Source organism: Embleya sp. NPDC055664, assembly GCF_053618075.1.
The window spans coordinates 70,416-89,942 of record NZ_JBSHGZ010000043.1 but is presented as its reverse complement, the minus strand read 5'-3'; the positions used below and the strand labels follow the sequence as shown (position 1 = coordinate 89,942).

Sequence of the window (19,527 nt, the reverse complement as noted above, 5' to 3'; positions counted from 1 at the left end):
GTGAACGTGGGTGCGGCCCGGCGAGTCATGCTCGCCGGCGTCGGATCAGCCGACGGTGGCGAGGTCGTAGATGTCCTTCAGAGTTCGCGCCTCCAGGGCGTCCGGCAGGGATACCTGGCGGCCGGTTTCCCGCTCCAACACGGTGACCAGGGCCAGCAGGTGTACCGAGTCCCAGCCCGGCACTTGGTCGAAGTCCTCCCGTACCACCTCGGCGGTGACCGGCAGGCCGAGCGAGTCGCGGAGCACCAGGACGAAGTCGTCGAGGGTCATCACAGTTGCGTCCTCCCGATGCTTCCGCTCAGCCGCAGGTGTCGCGGCCGCTCGGGGACATGGATCAGGTCGTGCCGGAATCGGATCGTGCCGTCGTCGTCGACACTCTCCGTCTCGAAGCCGTTGCGCGGGTAGAAGTCCCGCACCTTGTCGTTCTTCGCGGACGGCCGGTAGGTCGCCAGCACCTGTCGCGCGCCCTCGGCGCGGGCGTGTTCGAGCAGGGCGCCCAGGCACGCCGACTCGATGCCCCGCGAGAACACCCGGCAACTGAGCAGGAAGTTCTCGATGCGCCAGACACTTTCGTCCCGGTCCACGAACCGGTCCACGAACACCGCGCCGACCAGCCCGTTGTCGCCGAACCGGTCGCCGGATCGGATGCCGAGCACCAGTGTCCGCGCCGCCGCCGCACGCTCTTCCACGTCTGACTGTCCCAGACGTTCGGTCGTGAGGTTGAACTGGTTGGTGCGCAACGTCAGTTGCGCGACGCGCGCCACCTGCGTCGGCGTCACCTCGGCGAATTCCACTTCGATGCCCAGGCCCGCCAGGTAGTCGTCGATCGAGGCGAAGCTGTCGAGGAAGTCCTTGCGCTGCGACTCCTCGCGATATCTGGCCGGGCGGGCGACGTCCTCGACGGTGACCTCGCGGACGTCGAACCAGCCGTCCGCGAGCAGGCGTTGTACGTGCGTCGCCGGATCGCCGTCGAGCCGGACGACCGCCACCTCGGGCAACTCCCGGGCGACCAACCCGCATTCGTAGGGGCTGTCATCGGCGAAGACGAGGCTGTCCAGGCCGATGTTGAGATCGGCGGCCAGGGAGCGCAGATTGTCGTGCTTGGGTGCCCAGTCGGCCACGATCCGAACGAAGTCCTCCTCGCCGAGGGTCATCTCGGGGTGCTCGCGCAGCACCTCCCGGACCGGTTCGAGATCGTTCTTGCTGACGGCGGCGAGCAGCACGCCCTGGGCGGACAATTGCAGCGCGGTGCGCTGCACGGCGCGAAACGCCTCGCCCCGATAGCTCCCGGCGACCTCGATCCCCTCGGGTCCGTCATCACCGAGCACACCTCCCCACACGGTGTTGTCCAAGTCGAGAACCAGACACTTGCGGGCCCGTCCGGACAGGCCCCGGGCCAGGTGGGCGAGTTCCCGGGTGTAGCCGGCGGTCAACTCGGGGGAGAGGTGCGTCCCGGTGTACGTGCTCAGCCGTACGTCCCGGCCGGGCAGCCCCGAGCCGATCAACGGTTCCAGATCGAGCACGATCAACCGCGGATGGTCCTCCATCAGGCGCAACACCCGCGCGTTGGCCTCGCGCCACAGCGCGCCCAGCCGGGCCCGTGAGCGGTGGTCCACCAACTGCGCGACGTACTCTCGGGGAAGCGGCAGCGTGTTGTACACGAGCGTGCCGTGCCCCACCGCCTCGAACGTGTCGGCCAGCGCGGTCAACCGGCGCTCGGTGGCCGCCAGCGCCGATTCCACGTGCTCCGGTCCCCAGGGCACCGGCACCTCGTCGAACACGACCGTGTGGTCGAGCAGACAGGCCACCAGGTCGGGGCGGGCCGCGTACAGCGCGCTGTTCGGATCGGACAGTTCGAAGACGTAGGCGTCGAAATCGGTGATGTGCGGACGCAACAGCAGCCCGTGTCGGGCTAGTTCGGCGGTGAGCGACGGGGTGACCCCGGTGACGGTGCCGTGGCCGGTGACCGCGACCGAAACCACCGGAGTCCGTGGATGCAGTTCCACCACCTCGTCCACCGAAAGCCGGGACAACACCCGGCCCGCGTCGACGAGTTCGGGCGGCGGTAAGTCACGCAGCAGGCCGGGTATCCGGGGATACTCGGCGGCCAATCGGTGCTGTCGATGCAGGTCTCGGAAGGTGTATTCGAGCGGATCGCCCACAGGCGCGGCCGCGGTGCGGTTCATGTGAGAGACAACCCTTCGATCGTGCGACCGCGATCAGCTGGCCACCGGCTCGTCGAGGACATCGTCGGAGACGAGGATCGCCTGGTGCAGATTGCGCAGCGACCGGCACGGCTCCAACCCCAACTGCGAATGCAGCACCCCACGCGCCAACTGGTAGACCTGCAGGGCTTCGGCCTGCCGCTCGGAGCGGTACAGCACCAGCATCAACTGCCGGTAGAACGCCTCACGCAGGGGATGGTGCGCGGTCAGCCTGGAGAGCCGACTGAGGATCTCGCGATGGCGGCCCAGCGCGATGTACGCGTCGATGCACATCTCCTCGCAGTCCAGCCGCTCCTGCTCGGCCCAGGTGGCGAATCCACTGACGATGGGACCCTCGCCCACACCGTCCAGGACCGGTCCCCGGTACAGCGCCAACGCCTTCTCCAGATCGACCACGGCATCGGCGAAGCGTCCCGCCCGGTGATGGGCGCGTCCGCTGTCGGCGGCGCGTTGGAAGTCGTGCAGGTCCGACTCGCCGTCCTCGACCCGCAGCAGATACCCCGGGATCCGAGTGGCGATGGCATCCGCGCGCCCACCCACGGCGGTGAGCAACTTGCGGAGCTGGCACACATAGACGTGCAGGGCGGGAGTCGCCCGCCGCGGTGGATTCTCCCGCCACAATTCGTTGATGAGTTGGTCCTTGGTCACCACGCGCCCGGCTCCGATGAGCAGGGCGGCCAGCAACACCTCGGTCTTGGGCGCACTGAGGATCGATTGGCCGCGCTCACCCGAGACGCGCAAGGGGCCGAGCAGTTCATAACGCATGGGCATTCTCCCCGTAAGAGACCACATTGCGAATGCCCTTCGAGTCTTGGGGAGTCGCGCACCAGGCGCATCGGTGAAACTACTTAGAGTCCCCCGTCGACCGAAAACCACCGTCCCGAAAGCCCTCGGCGCGATCTCGATCATGCTCACGACCAGCGGTTGCCCCGCGTAGACCCCGGAAAGATGCCCGCTTCGGCGCACCCACGAAACCCCGAAGATTAACCGCCGCGAAACAATCCCCGACACCACGAACGACATTACGACGCGGGGAATCGAACGCTCCGCTTCCCGATACATCCCCCGAAACCCGGACACGGTCGGATCCGCCCCGTGCGCCGAATCATTCCGTCTCGAAAACACCTGCCCCAGGACCGTGCAGGTGCAAATCCTCGTGGAGGACGCCACCGGCAGTGCCCGCATCACACCGACGGCAGGCGCCCCCTCGAACCGGAACTCCGCAAGAGGCCGGTACGTCCGCACGGCCGTCAGCCGACCCACACCGGGATCCACCCGCGTCTCCACCCGGGTTTCCACCCGTGGGTCCAGGTGCGGAACGGGTGACGGCGACAGTCTGGGGACATGAACACCACAGACTGGATCACCGACATCCTTCTCGTTCTCATCGTCTTTCGGCAGTTGCGGGAAGACCGGCTGGACCGCAAGACGTTCCTCATCCCGTTGGGGATCGTGGCCTTCGTGGCGTGGAAGTACCTGCACACGATTCCCACCGCGGGCAATGACACGGTGTTGATCGGTGTGTTGATGGCGATCGGCGCGGTGCTCGGCGTGGCGGGCGGCGTCTTCACTCGGATCCGCTCCGCCGGCGGGCATCTGCTGATCAAGGCCGGTGCGGTGTCCGCGGTGTTGTGGGTGCTGGGCATGGGCGCGCGGATGGGCTTCCAGGTGTGGGTCGACCACGGCGGTGCCGACGACGTCGCCCGCTTCAGCCTCGCCCACCACATCACCACCGAGCAGGCGTGGGTGGCGGCGCTCGTGCTGATGGCGCTCACCGAGGTCGTCACGCGGGTGGCCACGATCTTCGTACGGAGCCGGATGGTGGGCTCCGTACGGTCGGCGGGCACGGCGGCGCGTGCGGCGTCGTCCCTGGACCGGGTGGCCTGACGGTGGGATATGGTCGCGCCGTGCCCGTATCCGAGAGCGTTCCCGTAGCCGGGTCGTCTTCGGGGCGCGGTCCCGGTCCGCGAGCGATGGTCCGGCACGACCCCCGGGTGCAGTGGGCCTTCACCCTGGGCGTGATCGTCGTGGGAATCGCGACGATCCGCCCGATGGGCTTCAGCGGTCGCGGCCTGGCCGTCGTCGTCCTCGTCGCGGTGAACTCGCTGTTCCTGTTGGGCCGCAACGTTCCCCAGGACCGGGTCCCCGCACGGGTGGTCGTCGTATGGGCGTCGCTGGGCATCGTCGCGGCGGCCTCCCTGATCGGCGCCGCCCGTACCGGGACCGGTTACCTGTTCGCGTTCTTTCTCGTCGGCCACATCGGCTATCGGCTCCCGCCCGTATGGGCCGTCCCGCTCGCGGCACTGGCCGGTGGGCTCTGCGGGGGAGTGCTGTATCTACACCTGGGCCCGGGTCACGAGTCGTTGTCCTGGGGGGTCGGATTGTGCGCCGCCCTGCCGGTGGTGGTGGGCATCGTCAGCCGCAGTCGGCAGCGGGCGATCGACGCCGTGATCGAATCCGCGGAATCCGCCGAGCGCGCCGCCCGCGCCGAGGCCCGCACGGCCGCCCTGGCCGAGCGCAGCCGCATCGCCCGGGACGTGCACGACGTCCTCGCGCACTCCCTGGCCGGCATCAACATGCAACTCGAACTGGTGGACGCCCTCCTCGACACGGGCGACCTGACCAGGATCCGCGAGGCCAACGACCGGGCGCACAGCCTGGTCAAGGAGAGTCTGAAACAGGCCCAATGGACCGTTCACGCGCTGCGCGAGGACACGCTGCCGCTGCTGGGGAGCCTGACCGCCATGATCGAGTCGTCGGGCCATCGGGACGCGCTCACCGTCGACGGCACCGTACGCGAACCACCGGCCCGCGTGGTCCAGCACCTGCTGCGGATCGCGCAGGAGGCGCTGACCAACGCCGCTCGGCACGCGCCCGGAGGCGACGTACGGGTGGAGGTGACCTTCGCCGCCGCATCCACGACACTGAGGATCCGCAACGGCCCCGCCGCCCGGGAGGCGGCCGGGGCCGGCAGCGGCATGGGACTGATCGGGATGCGCGAACGCATCGCCATGGTGGACGGAACCCTGACCGCCGGACCGATCACCGAGGGACCGGACCGAGGCGGCTGGCAGGTGGAGGCGGTGATCCCGGAATGAGCGACACAGGCGACACCACGCGGCACGACGCGCCGTCGGCCGAGGTGCCCCGGCGACTGCGAGTGGTCGTGGCCGACGACCAGGCCGCCGTGCGCGAACCGCTCGCGGCCGTACTCGCGCTCTCCGAGGACATCGACGTCGTCGCGGCCGCCGAGGACGGGGACCAGGTGCTCGCCGCGGCTGCCGCGGGCCCGGTGGACGTGGTGCTCATGGACCTGCGCATGCCCCGCACCGACGGCATCGAGGCGACCCGCCGACTCACCGACGAACACCCCGAGGTGGCCGTCGTCGTCCTGACCACCTTCGCCGACGACGACTCGATCCTGGCCGCCCTGAGCGCGGGTGCCCGCGGCTACCTCACCAAGAACGCCGGACGCCGCGACATCGTCCGCGCGATCCGAGCCGCCGCCGCGGGCCAGTCCGTCCTCGACCGCGAGGTCCAGGACCGCCTGCTGGCCACCGTCCGCACCCGGGCCACGACGCCGAGCCAAACCCTCCCCGACGACATCACACCCCGCGAACGCGAAGTCCTCGCCCTCATCGGCCAGGGCCTGCCCAACCGGGCCATCGCCGAAAAACTCTTCATCAGCGAGGCCACCGTCAAAACCCACATCAACAACCTGTTCGCCAAGGCCGGCATCCGCGACCGCGCCGAAGCGGTACGCCGAGCCATCGCAGCGGGCCTGTGACGCGGACGCCGGATCGTCGGCGGTGCGATTCACTGGTCTCTCGTTTCGCCGCTTGTCGGATCCGCGTCCGCCGCTGGGACGGGATGGTCGTCGCCGGTGACCGGGGTCATCACGCCTCCATCGGGACAATGGGGTCGGCTCCCGTGATCCGGTTGGCGGACCGCGTGGATCAGCTGCATCGAGGCCTGCCCGGACGCGAACAGGTGAGTGAAGCTCTCGTGCTGCTCCGCGGCCAGTGCGTAGGCGGGATCGCCGTGGTGCCGGGCCGCGACGAACTCGGCGGCCCGCGCGGCGCGTCGGGACCACGATCGCGGTACGTCACGGGGGCGTTCGATTTGTTCGACGAGGTCGAATCCGGCTCCGGCGAGGAGTTCGGAAAGCTCCCACTGGGCCGGGAAATGGTTTCCCTGCGGAACGGGGGAGACCCAGGGATCTCGCGCGACGACCACGAGCAGCCCGAGTGAGGCTCCGGGCTTGAGCACCCGGCGTATCTCGCCGAGCAGCGCCGCCTTGTCCTGGACGGTATCCAGTACCCCCAGGCACCAGGCGGCGTCGATCGATTCCGACCGCAGCGGCATCCGGCACCCGTCGGCCATCAGGACGGGCAGCGCGAACATCCGGGTCGCGGCCCGGCACGCGGCGGGCATCCGTTCCAGCAGGATCGGCCGTACGCCGAAGCGCCGGGCCGCCCATGCCGCGGGACCGCCGAGGCCGGCGCCCACGTCCAACAGCACACTCCCGGGGTTAAGTTCGCACGCTTCGGCCAACCAGGCCAACGCGGCCGGGCTCGCACTGCCGCGGCAGGCCGCCGGGATCGCATATCGCTCCCCCAACTGCTCGACCGCGTCGGCGGTCCACCCCGCGACGGCGTCGAACTCCGCTTCCATTGCCAACGCCGTCATGGCGGCCCCTCCTCGGATCCGGACACGGTCCGGCTGCGCGTGCGGGGAGTTCGACACGTCGTCGCCGCCCGGTTGCCGGTTACGACCGCGCCGCCCGTGCCGCTGTGACAGCTCCACGGAAATTCCCGATGCGCGAATTTCGGACACCCGTGTCACAGGCGCAGGCCCAATCCGGTCTTGCTGACGGGCGCCCGCCCCGGAAAACGGAGGGAGCGAGCCCGTGCCACCAGCAGCGCAGTACCGGATCCGGATGACCGCGCGAGCCATCGACGAGCCGCACCGCACCGCGAGCCCGCTCGAACTGCTCTTCGACCTCACCTTCGTGGTCGCGGTCGCCGCGGTCACCGCCCAGTTCGCACGCGACATCGCCGAAGGGCACGCCCTGTCCGGAGTCGTTCCGTTCCTCGAGGTCTTCTTCGCCGTGTGGTGGGCATGGATGAACTTCACCTGGTTCGCGTCCTCGTACGACACCGACGACGCCGCCTACCGGCTGCCGACGATGGTGCAGATGGCCGGGGTGCCGACCCTCGCCGCGACCCGCCGAAACGCAACCCCGTGAACCCCACTGGACGGTGTCACAATCAGCGGCTCTGTTCGGTCTCCATGGGTGCAACCCAGAGAAACAGAGGACACAGTGCGTGAGATCTTGATCGTCGGCGGCGGGTGCGCGGGTTTCCATACCGCCTGGGGCCTGGAGAAGAAGTTGGGTCGGGGCGAGGCACGTGTCACTGTGGTGGACCCGCGCCCGTACATGACGTATCAGCCATTTCTTCCCGAGGTACTGGCCGGGTCGGTGGAGGCACGCCACGCGGCGGTCTCGCTGCGGCGGCACCTGCGCCGCACCCGGCTGATCGCGGGAACGGTGACGGAGATCCGAAACAGCGCGCGGACCGTGACCGTTCGGTCCGAGACGGGGGCGGAGTACGAGCTGGCCTATGACATCCTCGTGGTCACGGCGGGAGCGGTCACCCGGACGTTTCCCATACCGGGCGTCACCGAGGAGGCCTTCGGGTTGAAGCATGTCGAGGAAGCCGTGGCCATTCGTGACCGGCTGCTCGCCTCGTTCGATGTCGCGGCGACACTGCCTCGCGGCCCCGAGCGACGCAGGCTCCTCACCGTGACGTTCGTGGGTGGGGGATTCTCCGGTGTGGAGGGGTTCGGCGAGTTGGTGTCCCTGGCGACCGCGCTGCTGAAGTACTACCCGGAACTCGACGCGGAGGAGCTGGACTTCCACCTGGTGGAGGCGCGTGACCGGATTCTTCCCGAAGTCGGTGACAGGCCCGGAGCGTGGGTCGTACGGGCGCTGGAGAAGCGCGGAGCGCGGGTGCACTTGAACACGCAGCTGGTCTCTGCCGCGGGCGGTCACATCGTGCTGTCGAACGGGGAGGAATTCGATTCGGGTCTGATCGTGTGGACGGCGGGAAACGCGTCCAATCCCATCATTCGAAACCACACGGATCTTCCCGTCGACGAGCGCGGTCTGCTCGTCGTGCGGGCGGATCTTCGCGTGGGCACGGAGTCGGAGATGGTGGCCGACGTCTGGGCGGCCGGCGACGACGCCTCGGTCCCCGACCTCGCGGTGGGGCAGCCGGGAGCGCACACGGTTCCCAACGCCCAGCACGCCGTTCGGCAGGGCAAACGTCTGGCGAAGAACATTGTGGCGACGCTGCGGGGGCGGCCCACCCGGAGCTATGTCCACCACAGTCTGGGCGTGGTGGCCACTCTGGGGCTCGGCCGGGCCATCTTCCAGTACCGCCGCCTGGTCATCAAAGGTTTCCCCGCCTGGCTCATGCACCGCGGATACCATGTGCTCGCCGTTCCGACCTGGGAACGCAAGGTCCGGGTGCTCGCCGTCTGGATCACCGCGACCTTCTACGGACGGGACGTCGTCTCCCTTGCGGCGGTGCAGCGTCCCCGGGATGCCTTCGTATCCGCGGGAAACCCACGGCACGGCGAGCCGGCCGACGCTGCGGCGCAGTGAGCGGACGCGTTCCCAAGACCGTTGCCCCGCAACCCGGCGCTCGCGGCGAGACAGGCGCACCTGCCGATCGGCGCGCGACCACGCAACGGCGGACTTCGTGCCCGCAGCGGCGGTTCAGGACTTTCGAGCGCGGTACAGACCCCGGCCGGTGCGCTGGATGCGGGACGTGCCGACCAAACGGTCGAGAGTGCTCCTGACCGCGTTGATACTGCCGCTGTCGGTGTCCCGGCCGAGCGCGGCCGCGACGTCCCGGGCGCGCAGGTCGACGTCGCTGACCGCCGAGAAGTGCTCCAGGATCTGTTCGGTGAGTTTGCCGTAGTTCTTGTGCCTGTCGCCGTCGGTTCCGGAGGTGGAGGCGGGTTGCCGAGTGTGCTTCCGCCTTGCCGGCGGCCGGACCGGGACACCGGTCGTGGTGGCGGGGTCGGCCGAGGAAGGCGTGTCCGGCTTCGGATCCACGGCCGCCGGGGACTCCGCGTCCGTGGTACCGGCCTCTGCGGCCGCCGACACCATGGTCCCGGTCATCAGGGCCTCAAGGGCGTCGACGGCCCGTTGAACGGAGCCGAGATGGGCAACCACCGCGGCCAGTTCCCGTTCCAGCGCCTGCTTTTGGATCGCCAGACGGGCCAGCTCCTCCTGGAGATTCCTGGCGGTGATTTCGATGTTGCGTGCCGTGTGGGTTGCGGAAGCCATGTGTTCCTCTCGTCCCCGAACCGTTCTTGTTGCGCCCCGTCCGCACCTCGGGTATCGCTTGCCCGCACGCTGGGACGAGTGTGTCCTGGGCATCATATGCGGCGTGGTCCCGGCACCCCGTTGTTGTGTTGTGTTGTGCCATGCCGTGAAGCGACGTGCGGTGCACAATCTGCCGAGGCGGAACACGTCACCCGCCGACGTGTTCCCCGGGGCGGGCGAATCGGTGAAGGGCGTCGGACACGGCGCGCATCCGCTCGTCGATTCCCGTGAGCGCTCGGCGTAGTTCGGTGACCTGCGACTCCAGCTCGACGGCTGCGGCGGTCAGCGACCGTACGGTGTCCTCGAGGGTGAGTCGGGCCTGAGAGTCCGTGGTCATCATGCCTCCTGATGGGCCCATGGGTGGATGCCGGCGGGTTTGTTGCGGTGGGGCATCGGGTGGTGGGTCATTCGGCAAGTTTTCCGTCGGTGGAGATTTCCTCCATCAGGACGGCGATCTCTTCGGGAATGGGCGGGATGCTTTCGTGCGTGATCCCGGCGGTGGGTGACCACACGAGGTTCACCCGGAGCGCGGGATCGCTCTCCGGGTAGTCGCTGCGGTTGTGGCAGCCACGGGTCTCGCGGCGTTCGAGCGCCGCTTCGAGGGTGGCCCGGGCCGCGAGAGCGGCCGACTTGAGGTCGAAGGCGTGTGCGAGGTCCTGGTAGCCGGCGATGTCGGGATGGACGCCGACGTTCTCCATCCGCTTCTCGATCGTTGCGAGTTCCGTGAGTCCGGTGCGCAGCCCCTGCTCGTCGCGTACGACGCCCGCGTATTCCGTCATGGTGTTGCGAATGGCGCGCTGCAGGGCCCGGACGTTCTCGGGGCCGTCCGCGGCGAGCAGATCGTCGATCTCGGCGCGGGCCCGGGCGACCGCCGGTGCCGAGCGTGGTTGTGCGGTCAGGGCCTGGGAGTAGTCGGCCGCCGCCTGTGCGGTGATCCGGCCGTAGACAAGCAGTTCCACGAGGCTGTTGCCGCCGAGCCGATTGGCGCCGTGGAGTCCGCTGGACGCCTCTCCGATGGCGTAGAGGCCGCGTACATCGGTGCTGTGGTCCTCGGGGCGGACCCAGACCCCGCCCATCGAGTAGTGGGCCGTGGGGGCGACCTCGATGGGGTTACGCGTGATGTCCAGCATCTGCAGTTCCAGCAGTGTCTGGTAGACGCGGGGGAGGCGGTTCATGATCGTCCGGCGTGGGAGGTGGGAGACGTCGAGCCAGACACCACCGTTGGGTGTGCCGCGACCTTCCTTGATCTCGGTATAGGCGGCCAGGGCGACACGGTCGCGTGTGGACAGTTCCATGCGGGCGGGGTCGTAGCGCTTCATGAACCGTTCGCCCGGGCCGTTGCGCAGGATGCCGCCCTCGCCGCGGGCGGCCTCGCTGACCAGCGTGCCTGCCGCGTTCTCCGGCTCGATGATGCCCGAGGGGTGGAACTGCACGAGTTCCGGGTCGCGCAGCCGCGCACCGGCATCGACGGCCAGGCGGAAGGAGTCGCCGGTGTTTTCGTCGCGGCGTGACGAGGTGCGCCGCCAGATACGGGTGTGACCGCCGGCCGCGAGGATCACCGCGTCGGCGTGCACGAGATAGCGGGTTCCGCTGCCGAGGTCGAACCCGTAGGCACCGAACACGGCACCGTCGTGTACCAGGAGCCGGGTGATGTACACGGTGTCGAGCATGGGGATGTCCAGCTGATGCGCACGCCGGATGAGGGTGCGCTGGATCTCCAGGCCGGTGTAGTCGCCGGCGAAGGCGGTGCGCCGGAACTTGTGTGCGCCGAAGAAACGCTGGGAGATACGGCCGTCCTGTTCCCTGGCGAAGGTCATGCCGTAGCGCTCGAGGTCGTCGATGCCCAGGGCCGCGCCCCGGGTGACGATCTCGGCCGTGCGGGGATCGCCGAGCAGGTAGCTCTCCTTGAGGGTGTCGGCGGCGTGCTGCTGCCAGCTGTCCTCGGGGTCCATGGTGGCCAGCGCGGCGTTGATCCCGCCGGCGGCGAGAGAGGTGTGGGCGTCCTCCTTGGGACGTTTGCCGACCGCGAGGACGTCGAGCCCGGCCTCTGCCAGCTCGATCGCCGCTCGCAGGCCGGCGCCGCCGGTCCCGATCACCAGGACCGCTGTGGAAAGGCGCTTTTCGGTGGCAGCCACGATTGCTCCGATCAATGGGGGGCACTGACTACGACCAGGCCCCTCATCTTTTTGTGACACTCCGATTCGCGTACCGCGGTGGAGCGTCAGGAGAAATGGCCGGCCGGCGGGACACTCCGTGCACCCGTCGGCGCCACGGAGCAGGTGGCCGCCGTCGTCTTCGAGAATCCCGCCCGCCCGAATGACCCGGTGGCCGGCGCGGCCGTGGCACCGGGCCGGTCGGTGTGGCGAAGGGTGTTCACCCGCCCAGCGATGCCACGTAGGGCGACAGCTTGGCCGCATTCATGATCCACATGATCCGGTCGATTCCCTCGGTGGACACATCGATGGAGACAAGGGCCACGGCCTCCCCGCCGGAGGAGACGACGACAGCGGGACGACCGTTGGCCTCGACCCACCGCACCTCCGTGCGGAGCCAGAACCGGGGGGCGAAGGCCACGAGGTACTTGGAGACGCGCAGGCGTCCGACGACCGGGATCCTCGACGCACCGCGCAGCCCTCCGCCGTCGGTGTAGCTGACCACATCCGCGGCGAGGACGTTCTCCAGCGCTGCCAGATCACCCTTTTGCGCGGCGGCGAGGAACACCTCCAGCAGGCGGCGGTGATCAGTCGTACTGACGCGTTCCCTGCGCTCGGCGGCCAGGTGTTTGCGCCCGCGGCTCACCAGTTGACGGGAATTGGCCTCACTCGTCTCCAGGATGTCGGCGATCTGCGCGTAGGGGTAGTCGAAGGCTTCCCGCAGGACGTACGCGGTGCGCTCCATCGGATTCAGCTTCTCCAGCAGGAAGAGAACCGCCAGTTCGAGGGCCTCGGCCCGTTCGGCACCCACCTGCGGATCCGTGCTGGTGTCGACCGGCTCGGGAAGCCACGGGCCGACGTAGGACTCCCGCCGCACCCTGGCGGACTGGGCCAGGTTGATGGCCAGACGAGCGGTGACCGTGGTCAGGAAGGCCGTCGGCTCCAGGATGTGAGCACGATCCGCGTTCTGCCACCGCAGCCACGCCTCCTGGACGATGTCCTCCGCTTCCACGGCGCTTCCGAGCACCCGGTACGCGACACCGAAGAGCTGCGGGCGCGCTGCGAGGAAGTCCCTTGCCGCCTGGTCGAGGGAATCGGTGTCGGCGCCAGCGTGCATGTTCGTCCCTTCGACTTCGGCGCCGCCATGCTACAAGCCGGTGTGGTCGAGCCCGACATGGCGAGGCCACCCGGCCGGCAGGCGGGGGCAACCCCGGCGAACGCCACTGTCACAGATCCACGCGGCACCCGGTCATCACTGCGAACAGTCATGGGTCGGGGCGCGATGACGCCTCCGGCGGACGGCGTATCCGTCCCATGAAGCGGCGGACATACGGAAGGTGTCGACACAGTGTCGATCAAGGACTCAGCACACGTACACGGGCCGGGGGAGCACGCGGGGTCGAAGGGCTGGATGACGGCGGCGAAGATGCTGCAGGACGCGTCGCCGATCACCGTCCCCGAGGGCGCCTCGGCCATGACCATTCAGGTCGACTGGGAGCCCGGAGACCCGGGGACCCCTCCGCACCGTCACTCGGGGCCGGCGTTCGGGTACGTCATCGAGGGCGCGGTCCGGTTCGAGCTCGAAGGCGAGCCCGAGCGGGTGGTCGAGGCCGGCGGGACGTTCTGGGAGCCGGGCGGTGACGCGATCCACTACCAGGACGGCAACGCGTTGTCGGACGCGCGCACCCGGTTCGTGGTCACCATGATGTGCGCACCCGGAAGGCCCATGCTCGAACTGGTCGACCCGGAGGAGCTGGAGAAGCGGGCCCACCTGCGCGCCCCGCGGCCCAACGCCCGACCCGTCGTCCGCTCCTGATGTGCGCCGAGAGGGGCGGTGGCCACCGCCCCTCTCGGCGTGCCGCCCCGGAGGCGGTCCGCTGCTCCGGACGGCTCAGCCGAACTGGCCGGGCCGGTAGTCCCCGGCGGGCTGCCGGTTGATGATGTTGATGCGGTTGTAGGCGTTGATGACGGCGATGAGCGAGATCAGCGCGACGAGCTGGTCCTCGTCGAAGTGATGGGCGGCGTTCGCCCAGGCTTCGTCCGTGACGCCGCCGGCCGCGTCCGCGATGCGGGTGCCCTGTTCCGTCAGTTCCAGCGCGGCGCGCTCCGCGTCGGTGAAGACCGTGGCCTCCCGCCAGGCCGCCACCAGGTCGAGGCGCTGCCGGGTCTCTCCCGCGTGGGCGGCGTCCTTGGTGTGCATGTCGGTGCAGAAGCCGCAGCCGTTGATCTGGCTCGCGCGAATCTTCACCAACTCCTGCGTCGTGCCCGGCAGTGTCGAGTCCGACACCACCTTGTTGGCCGAGTTGAGATGCTTCAGCGCCTTGCCACCGACGGAATTGCCGAAGTAGTCGAGACGTGCATGCATGGTGTGCTCTCCTCGTCGTTTTTCGGATACGCGCTATTGACCGGGCGACCCATGCATCTGTGACACAAGCGCGGATTCGCGCGGACAGTGGGCTGCGCCGCGTCGCATCGAGCCGGGCGGTGCGTGTCACACCTTTCATGGGTGGGCTGTCATAGGTGTGAAGGCAGTACACATCTCCACTCACACCGGGAGCACAGCCGTGAATGATCCGATACTCGAGTCCGCTGCTCGGGAACTCGCGGAGGCGACAGCCAATCCGCCGTTTCTGTACGAGTCGGGTGCGGAGGGTGCGCGGAAGGTCCTCGACGATCTGCAGGCGGCACCCATCGAGAAGCCCGATGTGGGGTGGCTGCGGCCAATCCGCTGCGTGGGCTCGACAGCGACGCCGCGTATCTGAAGGAGGTTCTGGCAGGGATCGAGGGGCCGGTGGTGCTGGTCGGTCATTCCTATGGCGGGTCGGTCATCAGTAACGCCGCGTACGGTGCGCGGAATGTGCAGGCGCTGGTGTACATCGCGGCCTTCCTTCCGGAGAAGGGGGAGAGCGCTGACGAGTTGTCGGGGAAGTTCCCGGGCAGCACGCTCGGTGAGGCGCTGCGCCCGGTTCCGGTCACGCTGCCCAACGGGACGGCGGGTACGGATCTGTACATCGAGCAGGGGAAGTTCCGTCACCAGTTCGCGGCGGATGTCGCGAAGGGTACGGCGGATGTCATGGGGGTGACCCAGCGTCCGGTGACGAGTGCCGCGTTGGAGGAGGGCGCCTCCGAGCCGGCTTGGAAGACGATTCCGTCGTGGGTGCTGGTCGCCGAGCAGGATCTCAACATCCCGCCCGAGGCCCAGCTTTTCATGGCCGAGCGGGCGGGTGCGCACACGGTGAAAGTGCGTGCGTCGCACGCGGTGAGTGTGTCGCGTCCCGACGAGGTGGCGCGGATCATCGAGAGCGCGGCGCGGCCGGTTCGCTGACTGCGGACCGGCCGGAGGGCGGGTCGGCGACACGGCCACCCGCCCTCCGGCGGGCAGCGCGCCCATGACACGCGCCGGCCGGCACATCATCAGCGAACACAAGGAGATCATGATGGCAACCGAAAGTGTCCTGCACCCGAGCCTCATCGTTCCGATCGGGCACGTCGAGCCCGTTCCCCGCCGCATCCGGGGAATCATCGACGGCCGGGTGGCCTTCGACACCCGCCGTGCTCTGTACGTGTGGGAATGGCGGGCCTACCCCCAGTTCAGCATCCCGATCGAGGACCTGGTGGACGGTGTGCTCCACGACGACAAGCACACGGCGCAACTCGGTGCGGGCCCCGCGCACCGCCACACCCTGCAGGTCGGCCCGAACGTCCGTGCGGCGAGTGCGTGGGTCTGGGCGGAGGGCGCCCCGGCGCCCCTGCACGGCACCGTGCGCTTCGAGTGGGAGGCGCTGGACTCCTGGTTCGAGGAGGACGAGCCGGTCTTCGTGCATCCCCGGAGCCCCTACTCCCGCGTGGACGCCCTGCGATCCGGCAGCACCGTACGCGTCGAGTCGGACGGCGTCGTGCTCGCGGAGGCCACCGGTTGCGTGAAACTGTTCGAGACCGGCTTGCCGACCCGCTACTACCTCGACCGCACGAATATCGACTGGGCCCGGCTGCGGCGCTCGGACACCGTGACCCGATGCCCGTACAAGGGGACGACGAGCGCCTACTGGTCGTTCGACAGCGACACCGCCTCCCACGAGGACATCGCCTGGACGTACGACTTCCCCACCATCCACGCCAATCGTATCGCCGGGCTCACCGCGTTCCACAACGAGCATGTCGATATGTACGTCGACGGCTTCCTGCTGCCCAGGCCCACCGACCCCCATCAGGCGGGCAGGTGAGCCGGACCGGGCGATCGGCGCGACCGCGGCCGCAAGCGGTCGACGGGGCTCGGGGACGAGACATCGCACGAGGCCTTCCAGATCCCCGGTACCGGCCGCGGTCCGGAACGCGGTGACGAGGCGGCGGTGTTGCTCGACGGGGACCGGTCGCTCACGGCCGCCTTCGAGGCCGGCCTGCGCGCGGTGGACCACCACCCGTGCGTTCGGGGCGCTGATCCGAAGCAACTCCGCGAGTTCGGCATACGCGTAGCCGAAGCCCTTCCGCAGCACGTAGGCGGCAAGCCGCACCGGCGTCAGCCTCGCCATGAGCAGGGCCAGGGCCGCCTCGACGGCCGTGGCCTGCTCGGCACGCAGTACGGGATCCTGGGCGGTCCGGTCGCCGAGGTCGGCCGACTGCGGCTCGGCCGGGGTCTCGTGGCGGTGTCGCCCCGACCGGATGACGTTGATGGCCAGACGAGTCGTTGCCGTGGTCAGGAACGCGGCCGGATTCCTGATCTGCGCCCGGTGGGCGAGCTGCCGACGCAACCACACCTCCTGGACCACGTCTTCGGCCCCGGTCCCGGGCACCCCTCATCGCGCCCTTGTTCCACGTGGTCGAGTCCGTGGGGACCCCGGGGTCCCGCACCGGCTCTCCTGGCCTCCGGTGTCCCCGGCCGAAGTGCTCGCGAGGGCGTCGGGCAGCGCCCGACGTGTGTTGATGCCGAGCTTGGTGTAGACCTTCCGCAGATGCCACTCCACGGTGTGGGGGCTGATGAACAGCTCCGCGCCGATCCTCGCGTTCGTCATGCCGTCGGCGGCGAGCCCGGCGACCTGTGACTCCTGGGGGGTGAGGGCGCTCGCCGGCTTGTCCTCCCGCGCCCTGACGTGCTCGCCGGTGGCGAGCAACTCGCGGCGGGCCCGCTCGGCGAAGGCATGTGCCCGCATTCCGTCGAACATCTCGTGAGCTGTGCGCAGGTGCTCCCGGGCCGACGCTCGGCGGTTGTTGCGGCGCAGCCACTCGCCATACAGCAGATGGGTGCGCGCCACCTCCACGGTCACCCCGCCGCGGCCGAACTCCTTGATCGCCGTCCGGTACAGACCGTCGGCCTCGTCACCTTCGGTGACCAGAGCCCGGCTGCGGGCGCCGGCGCCACGAGCCCAACCCGAATCGGCGGCGCGAGTGAGTTCGACGAGCCGGGCCAGCGAGGCGCGGGCCTGGTCGAGTTCACCGCACCGGGTGGCGGCCTCGATGTGCTCGACCAGCGACAGCCCGGTGAAGTTGAACCCGTCGTGCTCGATGCCCGTGCGTGCGGCCTCCAATGCCTCTTCGTAGCGTGCCAGGGCGTTGAACAGCACCCCTTGGATGTAGCCCATGGCGCCCAGCAGCGACACCTCGCCTTGTTGGTCGGCCCGCTGCTTGGCTTCCTCGATGATGGCGGCGGCGACGTCCGCCTCGCCTCGCCACGCGGCCAGGACCAGCGTCGCGTACTTGTGCGGGGCGTGGCCGGTCGAGTCGGCGAGCGCGTCGGCTTCGCCGATCATCCTGGCCGCCTCGCCGAAGTCGCCGTAGTGGATGTGCACCCCGCCCGCGTAGATGAGGGCGGGTGGCAGCGCGCCCAGCGCTCCGATGTCGCGGGCCAGGCGCACCGCGCGACTCGACAGCGCGTCCCACGCGTGCAAGTCCCAGGCGTAGTGAATGAACGCCTCCAGCGCGACCGGGGCCAGCAAAAGCCAGCGCATCGTCGACTCCCGAGTACCGAGCTCCTCGTGTGCGAGTAGCTCCAACGCGCCTCGCAGTGCCGGGACACCGGTCTCGGGTCCGTCCGTGAGGAGTGCCGCCACACCGTCCAGGAGCAGGTCTGCGGCCTTGGAGCCGGACGGGGGTGCCCCGGAGCCGCGGGCCGCGATCGCGGCGGCGCGGGCGCCTGCGGGACCGTGGACCCGGCCCGCGAAGATGGTCGCGCTGATCGCTTCCAGGTATGTTTCCCGCGCCAGTGTCGACCCGGCGGCGGTGAACTGTGCCGCCGCCTCGAGGAGGAGAGGTGCCGCCTCGTCGCTGCGGCTGCGGGCGAAGAGGATTCGGGCCCGCAGCCGTGCCAGGCGCGCGCGGTCCAGCGCGCCGAGGGGACACAGTTCGGCCAGCGTCGCGAGTTCCGTCGCCCGGTCGGGCGCGGCGGCCGAGAAGTGCGCCTCGGCGGCGGCCAGGGCTCGGCGGCCCCGCGGCCACCGGTCCGGCGTCACCTCGGCCGCGCGTTCCAGCAGGACCGCCTCGGCCGCGATGCCGCCGCGCTGCCGCGCGCGGTCGGCCGCCTGCTCCAGCCCCGCGGCGACCTCCTCGTCCGGCCCGTCGGCGGCCTGGGAGGCGTGCCAAGCCCGCCGGTCGGGGTCCAGGACCGGGTCGGTGGCCTCGGCCAACGCCCGGTGCACGGCTCGGCGTTCCTCGGGCTCGGCTCCGTGGTAGACCGCCGAACGCACCAGCGGATGCCGAAACCGAATGGACTCGCCGAATTCGATCAGGCCGGCCGCCTTGGCCGGTGCGGCATGTGTGGTGATCTCGAGAGAGGCGGCTGCGCGGACCAACAGGCGCGCGTCACCGCTCGGTTCCGCCGCGGCGATCAGCAGCAGTGTCCGAGTCGCAGCCGGCAGGGCACCGAGCCTGATGACGAAGTCCCGTTCGACACGGCACGCGATCGGCACCCGGGTGCTCGGGTGACTCGACGAGTCCAGGCCGTAGGCCAGCTCGGCGGCGCTGCGGCCGCGGGAAAATTCGAGCAGCGCGAGCGGGTTGCCGTGCATTTCGGCCACGAACCGGTCCCGGACCCGTTTCTCCAGCCGTCCGCCGACGGTGGCCTCGAGGAGTTCGCCCCCCGCGGCGGGGTCGAGAGCGCCGATCCGCAGTGCCGGCAGACCGTCGAGTGCGGCCTGTCCCTCGGGGTCGCGTACCGCGAACGCCATCGCGACCGCCTCGGCGAGCAGCCGCCGGGCTACGAACTCCAGCGTCTGCAGGGATACCTGGTCCAGCCACTGGGCATCGTCGACCAGTACGAGAACCGGTCGGGTCTCCGAGGCTCGGGTGAGCAGAGTAAGCACGGCGAGGCCGACCAGGAAGCGGTCGGGCGGGTCTCCGGCCGCCATTCCGAACGCCACGCGCAGGGCATCGCGTTGGGGTGTCGGCAGCCTTTCGAGCTCGCCCAGGAACGGTGCACACAGTTGGTGCAGGCTCGCGTAGGGCAGTTCCATATCGGCCTCGATGCCGTACGCCCGGGTCACCGTCACCCTTGACGCCCGCGCCGCCAGGTATTCCAGAAGCACCGACTTCCCGATGCCGGCTTCGCCACGGACCACCAGCACTCGGGACGCGCCGTGGCGCAGGCCGATCAGCAGCTCGTCGAGGGCCGCGCATTCGCGATGTCGGCCGACCAGGTCCGGAAGCGGACTGGCGATCATGCGACATGACTCCTTAGGGGAATCAGGGCCCGGAAAGCTCCCACAACGGTTCTTGGAATGGTCTTTGCCACGATATCGGAAACAGTGTCAACACCTTGCGT

General features: G+C 69.4%; 17 protein-coding genes and 1 pseudogene. 8 read left to right on the top strand and 10 right to left on the bottom strand.

Annotated elements, in window-relative coordinates:
• Positions 1 to 45 precede the first annotated feature (45 nt).
• Genes ACWGR4_RS41880 through ACWGR4_RS41870 form a run of 3 tightly spaced genes read right to left on the bottom strand, consistent with a single transcriptional unit; the run spans position 46 to position 2,990 of the window.
• Positions 46 to 270, bottom strand: a complete 225-nt coding sequence (locus tag ACWGR4_RS41880) for a phosphopantetheine-binding protein (RefSeq protein WP_439677891.1) — start codon at positions 268 to 270, stop codon at positions 46 to 48.
• Positions 270 to 2,186, bottom strand: a complete 1,917-nt coding sequence (locus ACWGR4_RS41875) for an HAD-IIIC family phosphatase (RefSeq protein WP_380001887.1) — start codon at positions 2,184 to 2,186, stop codon at positions 270 to 272. The genes ACWGR4_RS41880 and ACWGR4_RS41875 overlap by 1 nt, the downstream gene beginning before the upstream one ends.
• 33 nt (positions 2,187 to 2,219) lie before the next feature.
• Positions 2,220 to 2,990 (bottom strand): AfsR/SARP family transcriptional regulator, encoded by a 771-nt coding sequence (locus tag ACWGR4_RS41870; protein ID WP_380001889.1) that lies wholly within the window; start codon positions 2,988 to 2,990, stop codon positions 2,220 to 2,222.
• Between the two features lie 579 nt (positions 2,991 to 3,569).
• On the opposite strand from ACWGR4_RS41870, the gene ACWGR4_RS41865 reads away from it, so the two are divergent.
• The 3 genes from ACWGR4_RS41865 (at position 3,570) to ACWGR4_RS41855 (ending at position 6,012) form a co-directional block, all read left to right on the top strand.
• A complete protein-coding gene (locus ACWGR4_RS41865; RefSeq protein WP_452130575.1) occupies positions 3,570 to 4,112 on the top strand; it encodes a hypothetical protein in 543 nt (180 codons plus the stop codon).
• Positions 4,113 to 4,219: 107 nt separating this feature from the next.
• On the top strand, positions 4,220 to 5,323 hold the full coding sequence (locus ACWGR4_RS41860; protein WP_380002080.1) for a sensor histidine kinase: 1,104 nt from the start codon (positions 4,220 to 4,222) through the stop codon (positions 5,321 to 5,323).
• Entirely contained in the window at positions 5,320 to 6,012 is a 693-nt protein-coding gene (locus ACWGR4_RS41855; RefSeq protein WP_380001893.1) for a response regulator transcription factor, read from the top strand. The genes ACWGR4_RS41860 and ACWGR4_RS41855 overlap by 4 nt, the downstream gene beginning before the upstream one ends.
• A gap of 29 nt (positions 6,013 to 6,041) precedes the next feature.
• On the opposite strand, the gene ACWGR4_RS41850 is transcribed toward ACWGR4_RS41855, so the two are convergent.
• Positions 6,042 to 6,914, bottom strand: a complete 873-nt coding sequence (locus ACWGR4_RS41850; protein WP_452130574.1) for a class I SAM-dependent methyltransferase — start codon at positions 6,912 to 6,914, stop codon at positions 6,042 to 6,044.
• A 220-nt stretch (positions 6,915 to 7,134) separates the two neighbouring features.
• Between ACWGR4_RS41850 and ACWGR4_RS41845 the strand changes: the two genes are divergently transcribed.
• A complete protein-coding gene (locus ACWGR4_RS41845) occupies positions 7,135 to 7,473 on the top strand; it encodes a low temperature requirement protein A (protein ID WP_452130573.1) in 339 nt (112 codons plus the stop codon).
• A gap of 75 nt (positions 7,474 to 7,548) precedes the next feature.
• On the top strand, positions 7,549 to 8,895 hold the full coding sequence (locus tag ACWGR4_RS41840) for an NAD(P)/FAD-dependent oxidoreductase (RefSeq protein WP_452130572.1): 1,347 nt from the start codon (positions 7,549 to 7,551) through the stop codon (positions 8,893 to 8,895).
• Positions 8,896 to 9,009: 114 nt separating this feature from the next.
• On the opposite strand, the gene ACWGR4_RS41835 is transcribed toward ACWGR4_RS41840, so the two are convergent.
• From ACWGR4_RS41835 to ACWGR4_RS41820, 4 genes are all read right to left on the bottom strand, one after another.
• The gene (locus ACWGR4_RS41835) at positions 9,010 to 9,585 is read right to left on the bottom strand and encodes a hypothetical protein (RefSeq protein WP_380001899.1); all 576 of its coding nucleotides are present in this window, start codon (positions 9,583 to 9,585) and stop codon (positions 9,010 to 9,012) included.
• A 187-nt stretch (positions 9,586 to 9,772) separates the two neighbouring features.
• On the bottom strand, positions 9,773 to 9,961 hold the full coding sequence (locus ACWGR4_RS41830; RefSeq protein ID WP_452130571.1) for a hypothetical protein: 189 nt from the start codon (positions 9,959 to 9,961) through the stop codon (positions 9,773 to 9,775).
• Between the two features lie 67 nt (positions 9,962 to 10,028).
• Positions 10,029 to 11,759, bottom strand: coding sequence for an L-aspartate oxidase (locus tag ACWGR4_RS41825; protein WP_452130570.1), 1,731 nt, complete (start codon positions 11,757 to 11,759; stop codon positions 10,029 to 10,031).
• A 238-nt stretch (positions 11,760 to 11,997) separates the two neighbouring features.
• Complete coding sequence (locus ACWGR4_RS41820; RefSeq protein WP_452130569.1) at positions 11,998 to 12,894, bottom strand: RNA polymerase sigma-70 factor; 897 nt, start codon at positions 12,892 to 12,894, stop codon at positions 11,998 to 12,000.
• Between the two features lie 294 nt (positions 12,895 to 13,188).
• On the opposite strand from ACWGR4_RS41820, the gene ACWGR4_RS41815 reads away from it, so the two are divergent.
• Complete coding sequence (locus ACWGR4_RS41815) at positions 13,189 to 13,593, top strand: cupin domain-containing protein (protein ID WP_380002082.1); 405 nt, start codon at positions 13,189 to 13,191, stop codon at positions 13,591 to 13,593.
• A 75-nt stretch (positions 13,594 to 13,668) separates the two neighbouring features.
• On the opposite strand, the gene ACWGR4_RS41810 is transcribed toward ACWGR4_RS41815, so the two are convergent.
• On the bottom strand, positions 13,669 to 14,142 hold the full coding sequence (locus ACWGR4_RS41810) for a carboxymuconolactone decarboxylase family protein (protein WP_452130568.1): 474 nt from the start codon (positions 14,140 to 14,142) through the stop codon (positions 13,669 to 13,671).
• 345 nt (positions 14,143 to 14,487) lie between these two features.
• Between ACWGR4_RS41810 and ACWGR4_RS41805 the strand changes: the two are divergent.
• Positions 14,488 to 15,102 (top strand): annotated as a pseudogene (locus tag ACWGR4_RS41805) (alpha/beta hydrolase); the annotation flags it as partial.
• A 112-nt stretch (positions 15,103 to 15,214) separates the two neighbouring features.
• Positions 15,215 to 16,000 (top strand): DUF427 domain-containing protein, encoded by a 786-nt coding sequence (locus tag ACWGR4_RS41800; RefSeq protein WP_380001909.1) that lies wholly within the window; start codon positions 15,215 to 15,217, stop codon positions 15,998 to 16,000.
• A gap of 570 nt (positions 16,001 to 16,570) precedes the next feature.
• Here the strand turns inward: ACWGR4_RS41800 and ACWGR4_RS41795 are convergent.
• Positions 16,571 to 19,426, bottom strand: a complete 2,856-nt coding sequence (locus ACWGR4_RS41795) for a helix-turn-helix transcriptional regulator (RefSeq protein WP_452130567.1) — start codon at positions 19,424 to 19,426, stop codon at positions 16,571 to 16,573.
• Between the last annotated feature and the right edge of the window lie 101 nt (positions 19,427 to 19,527).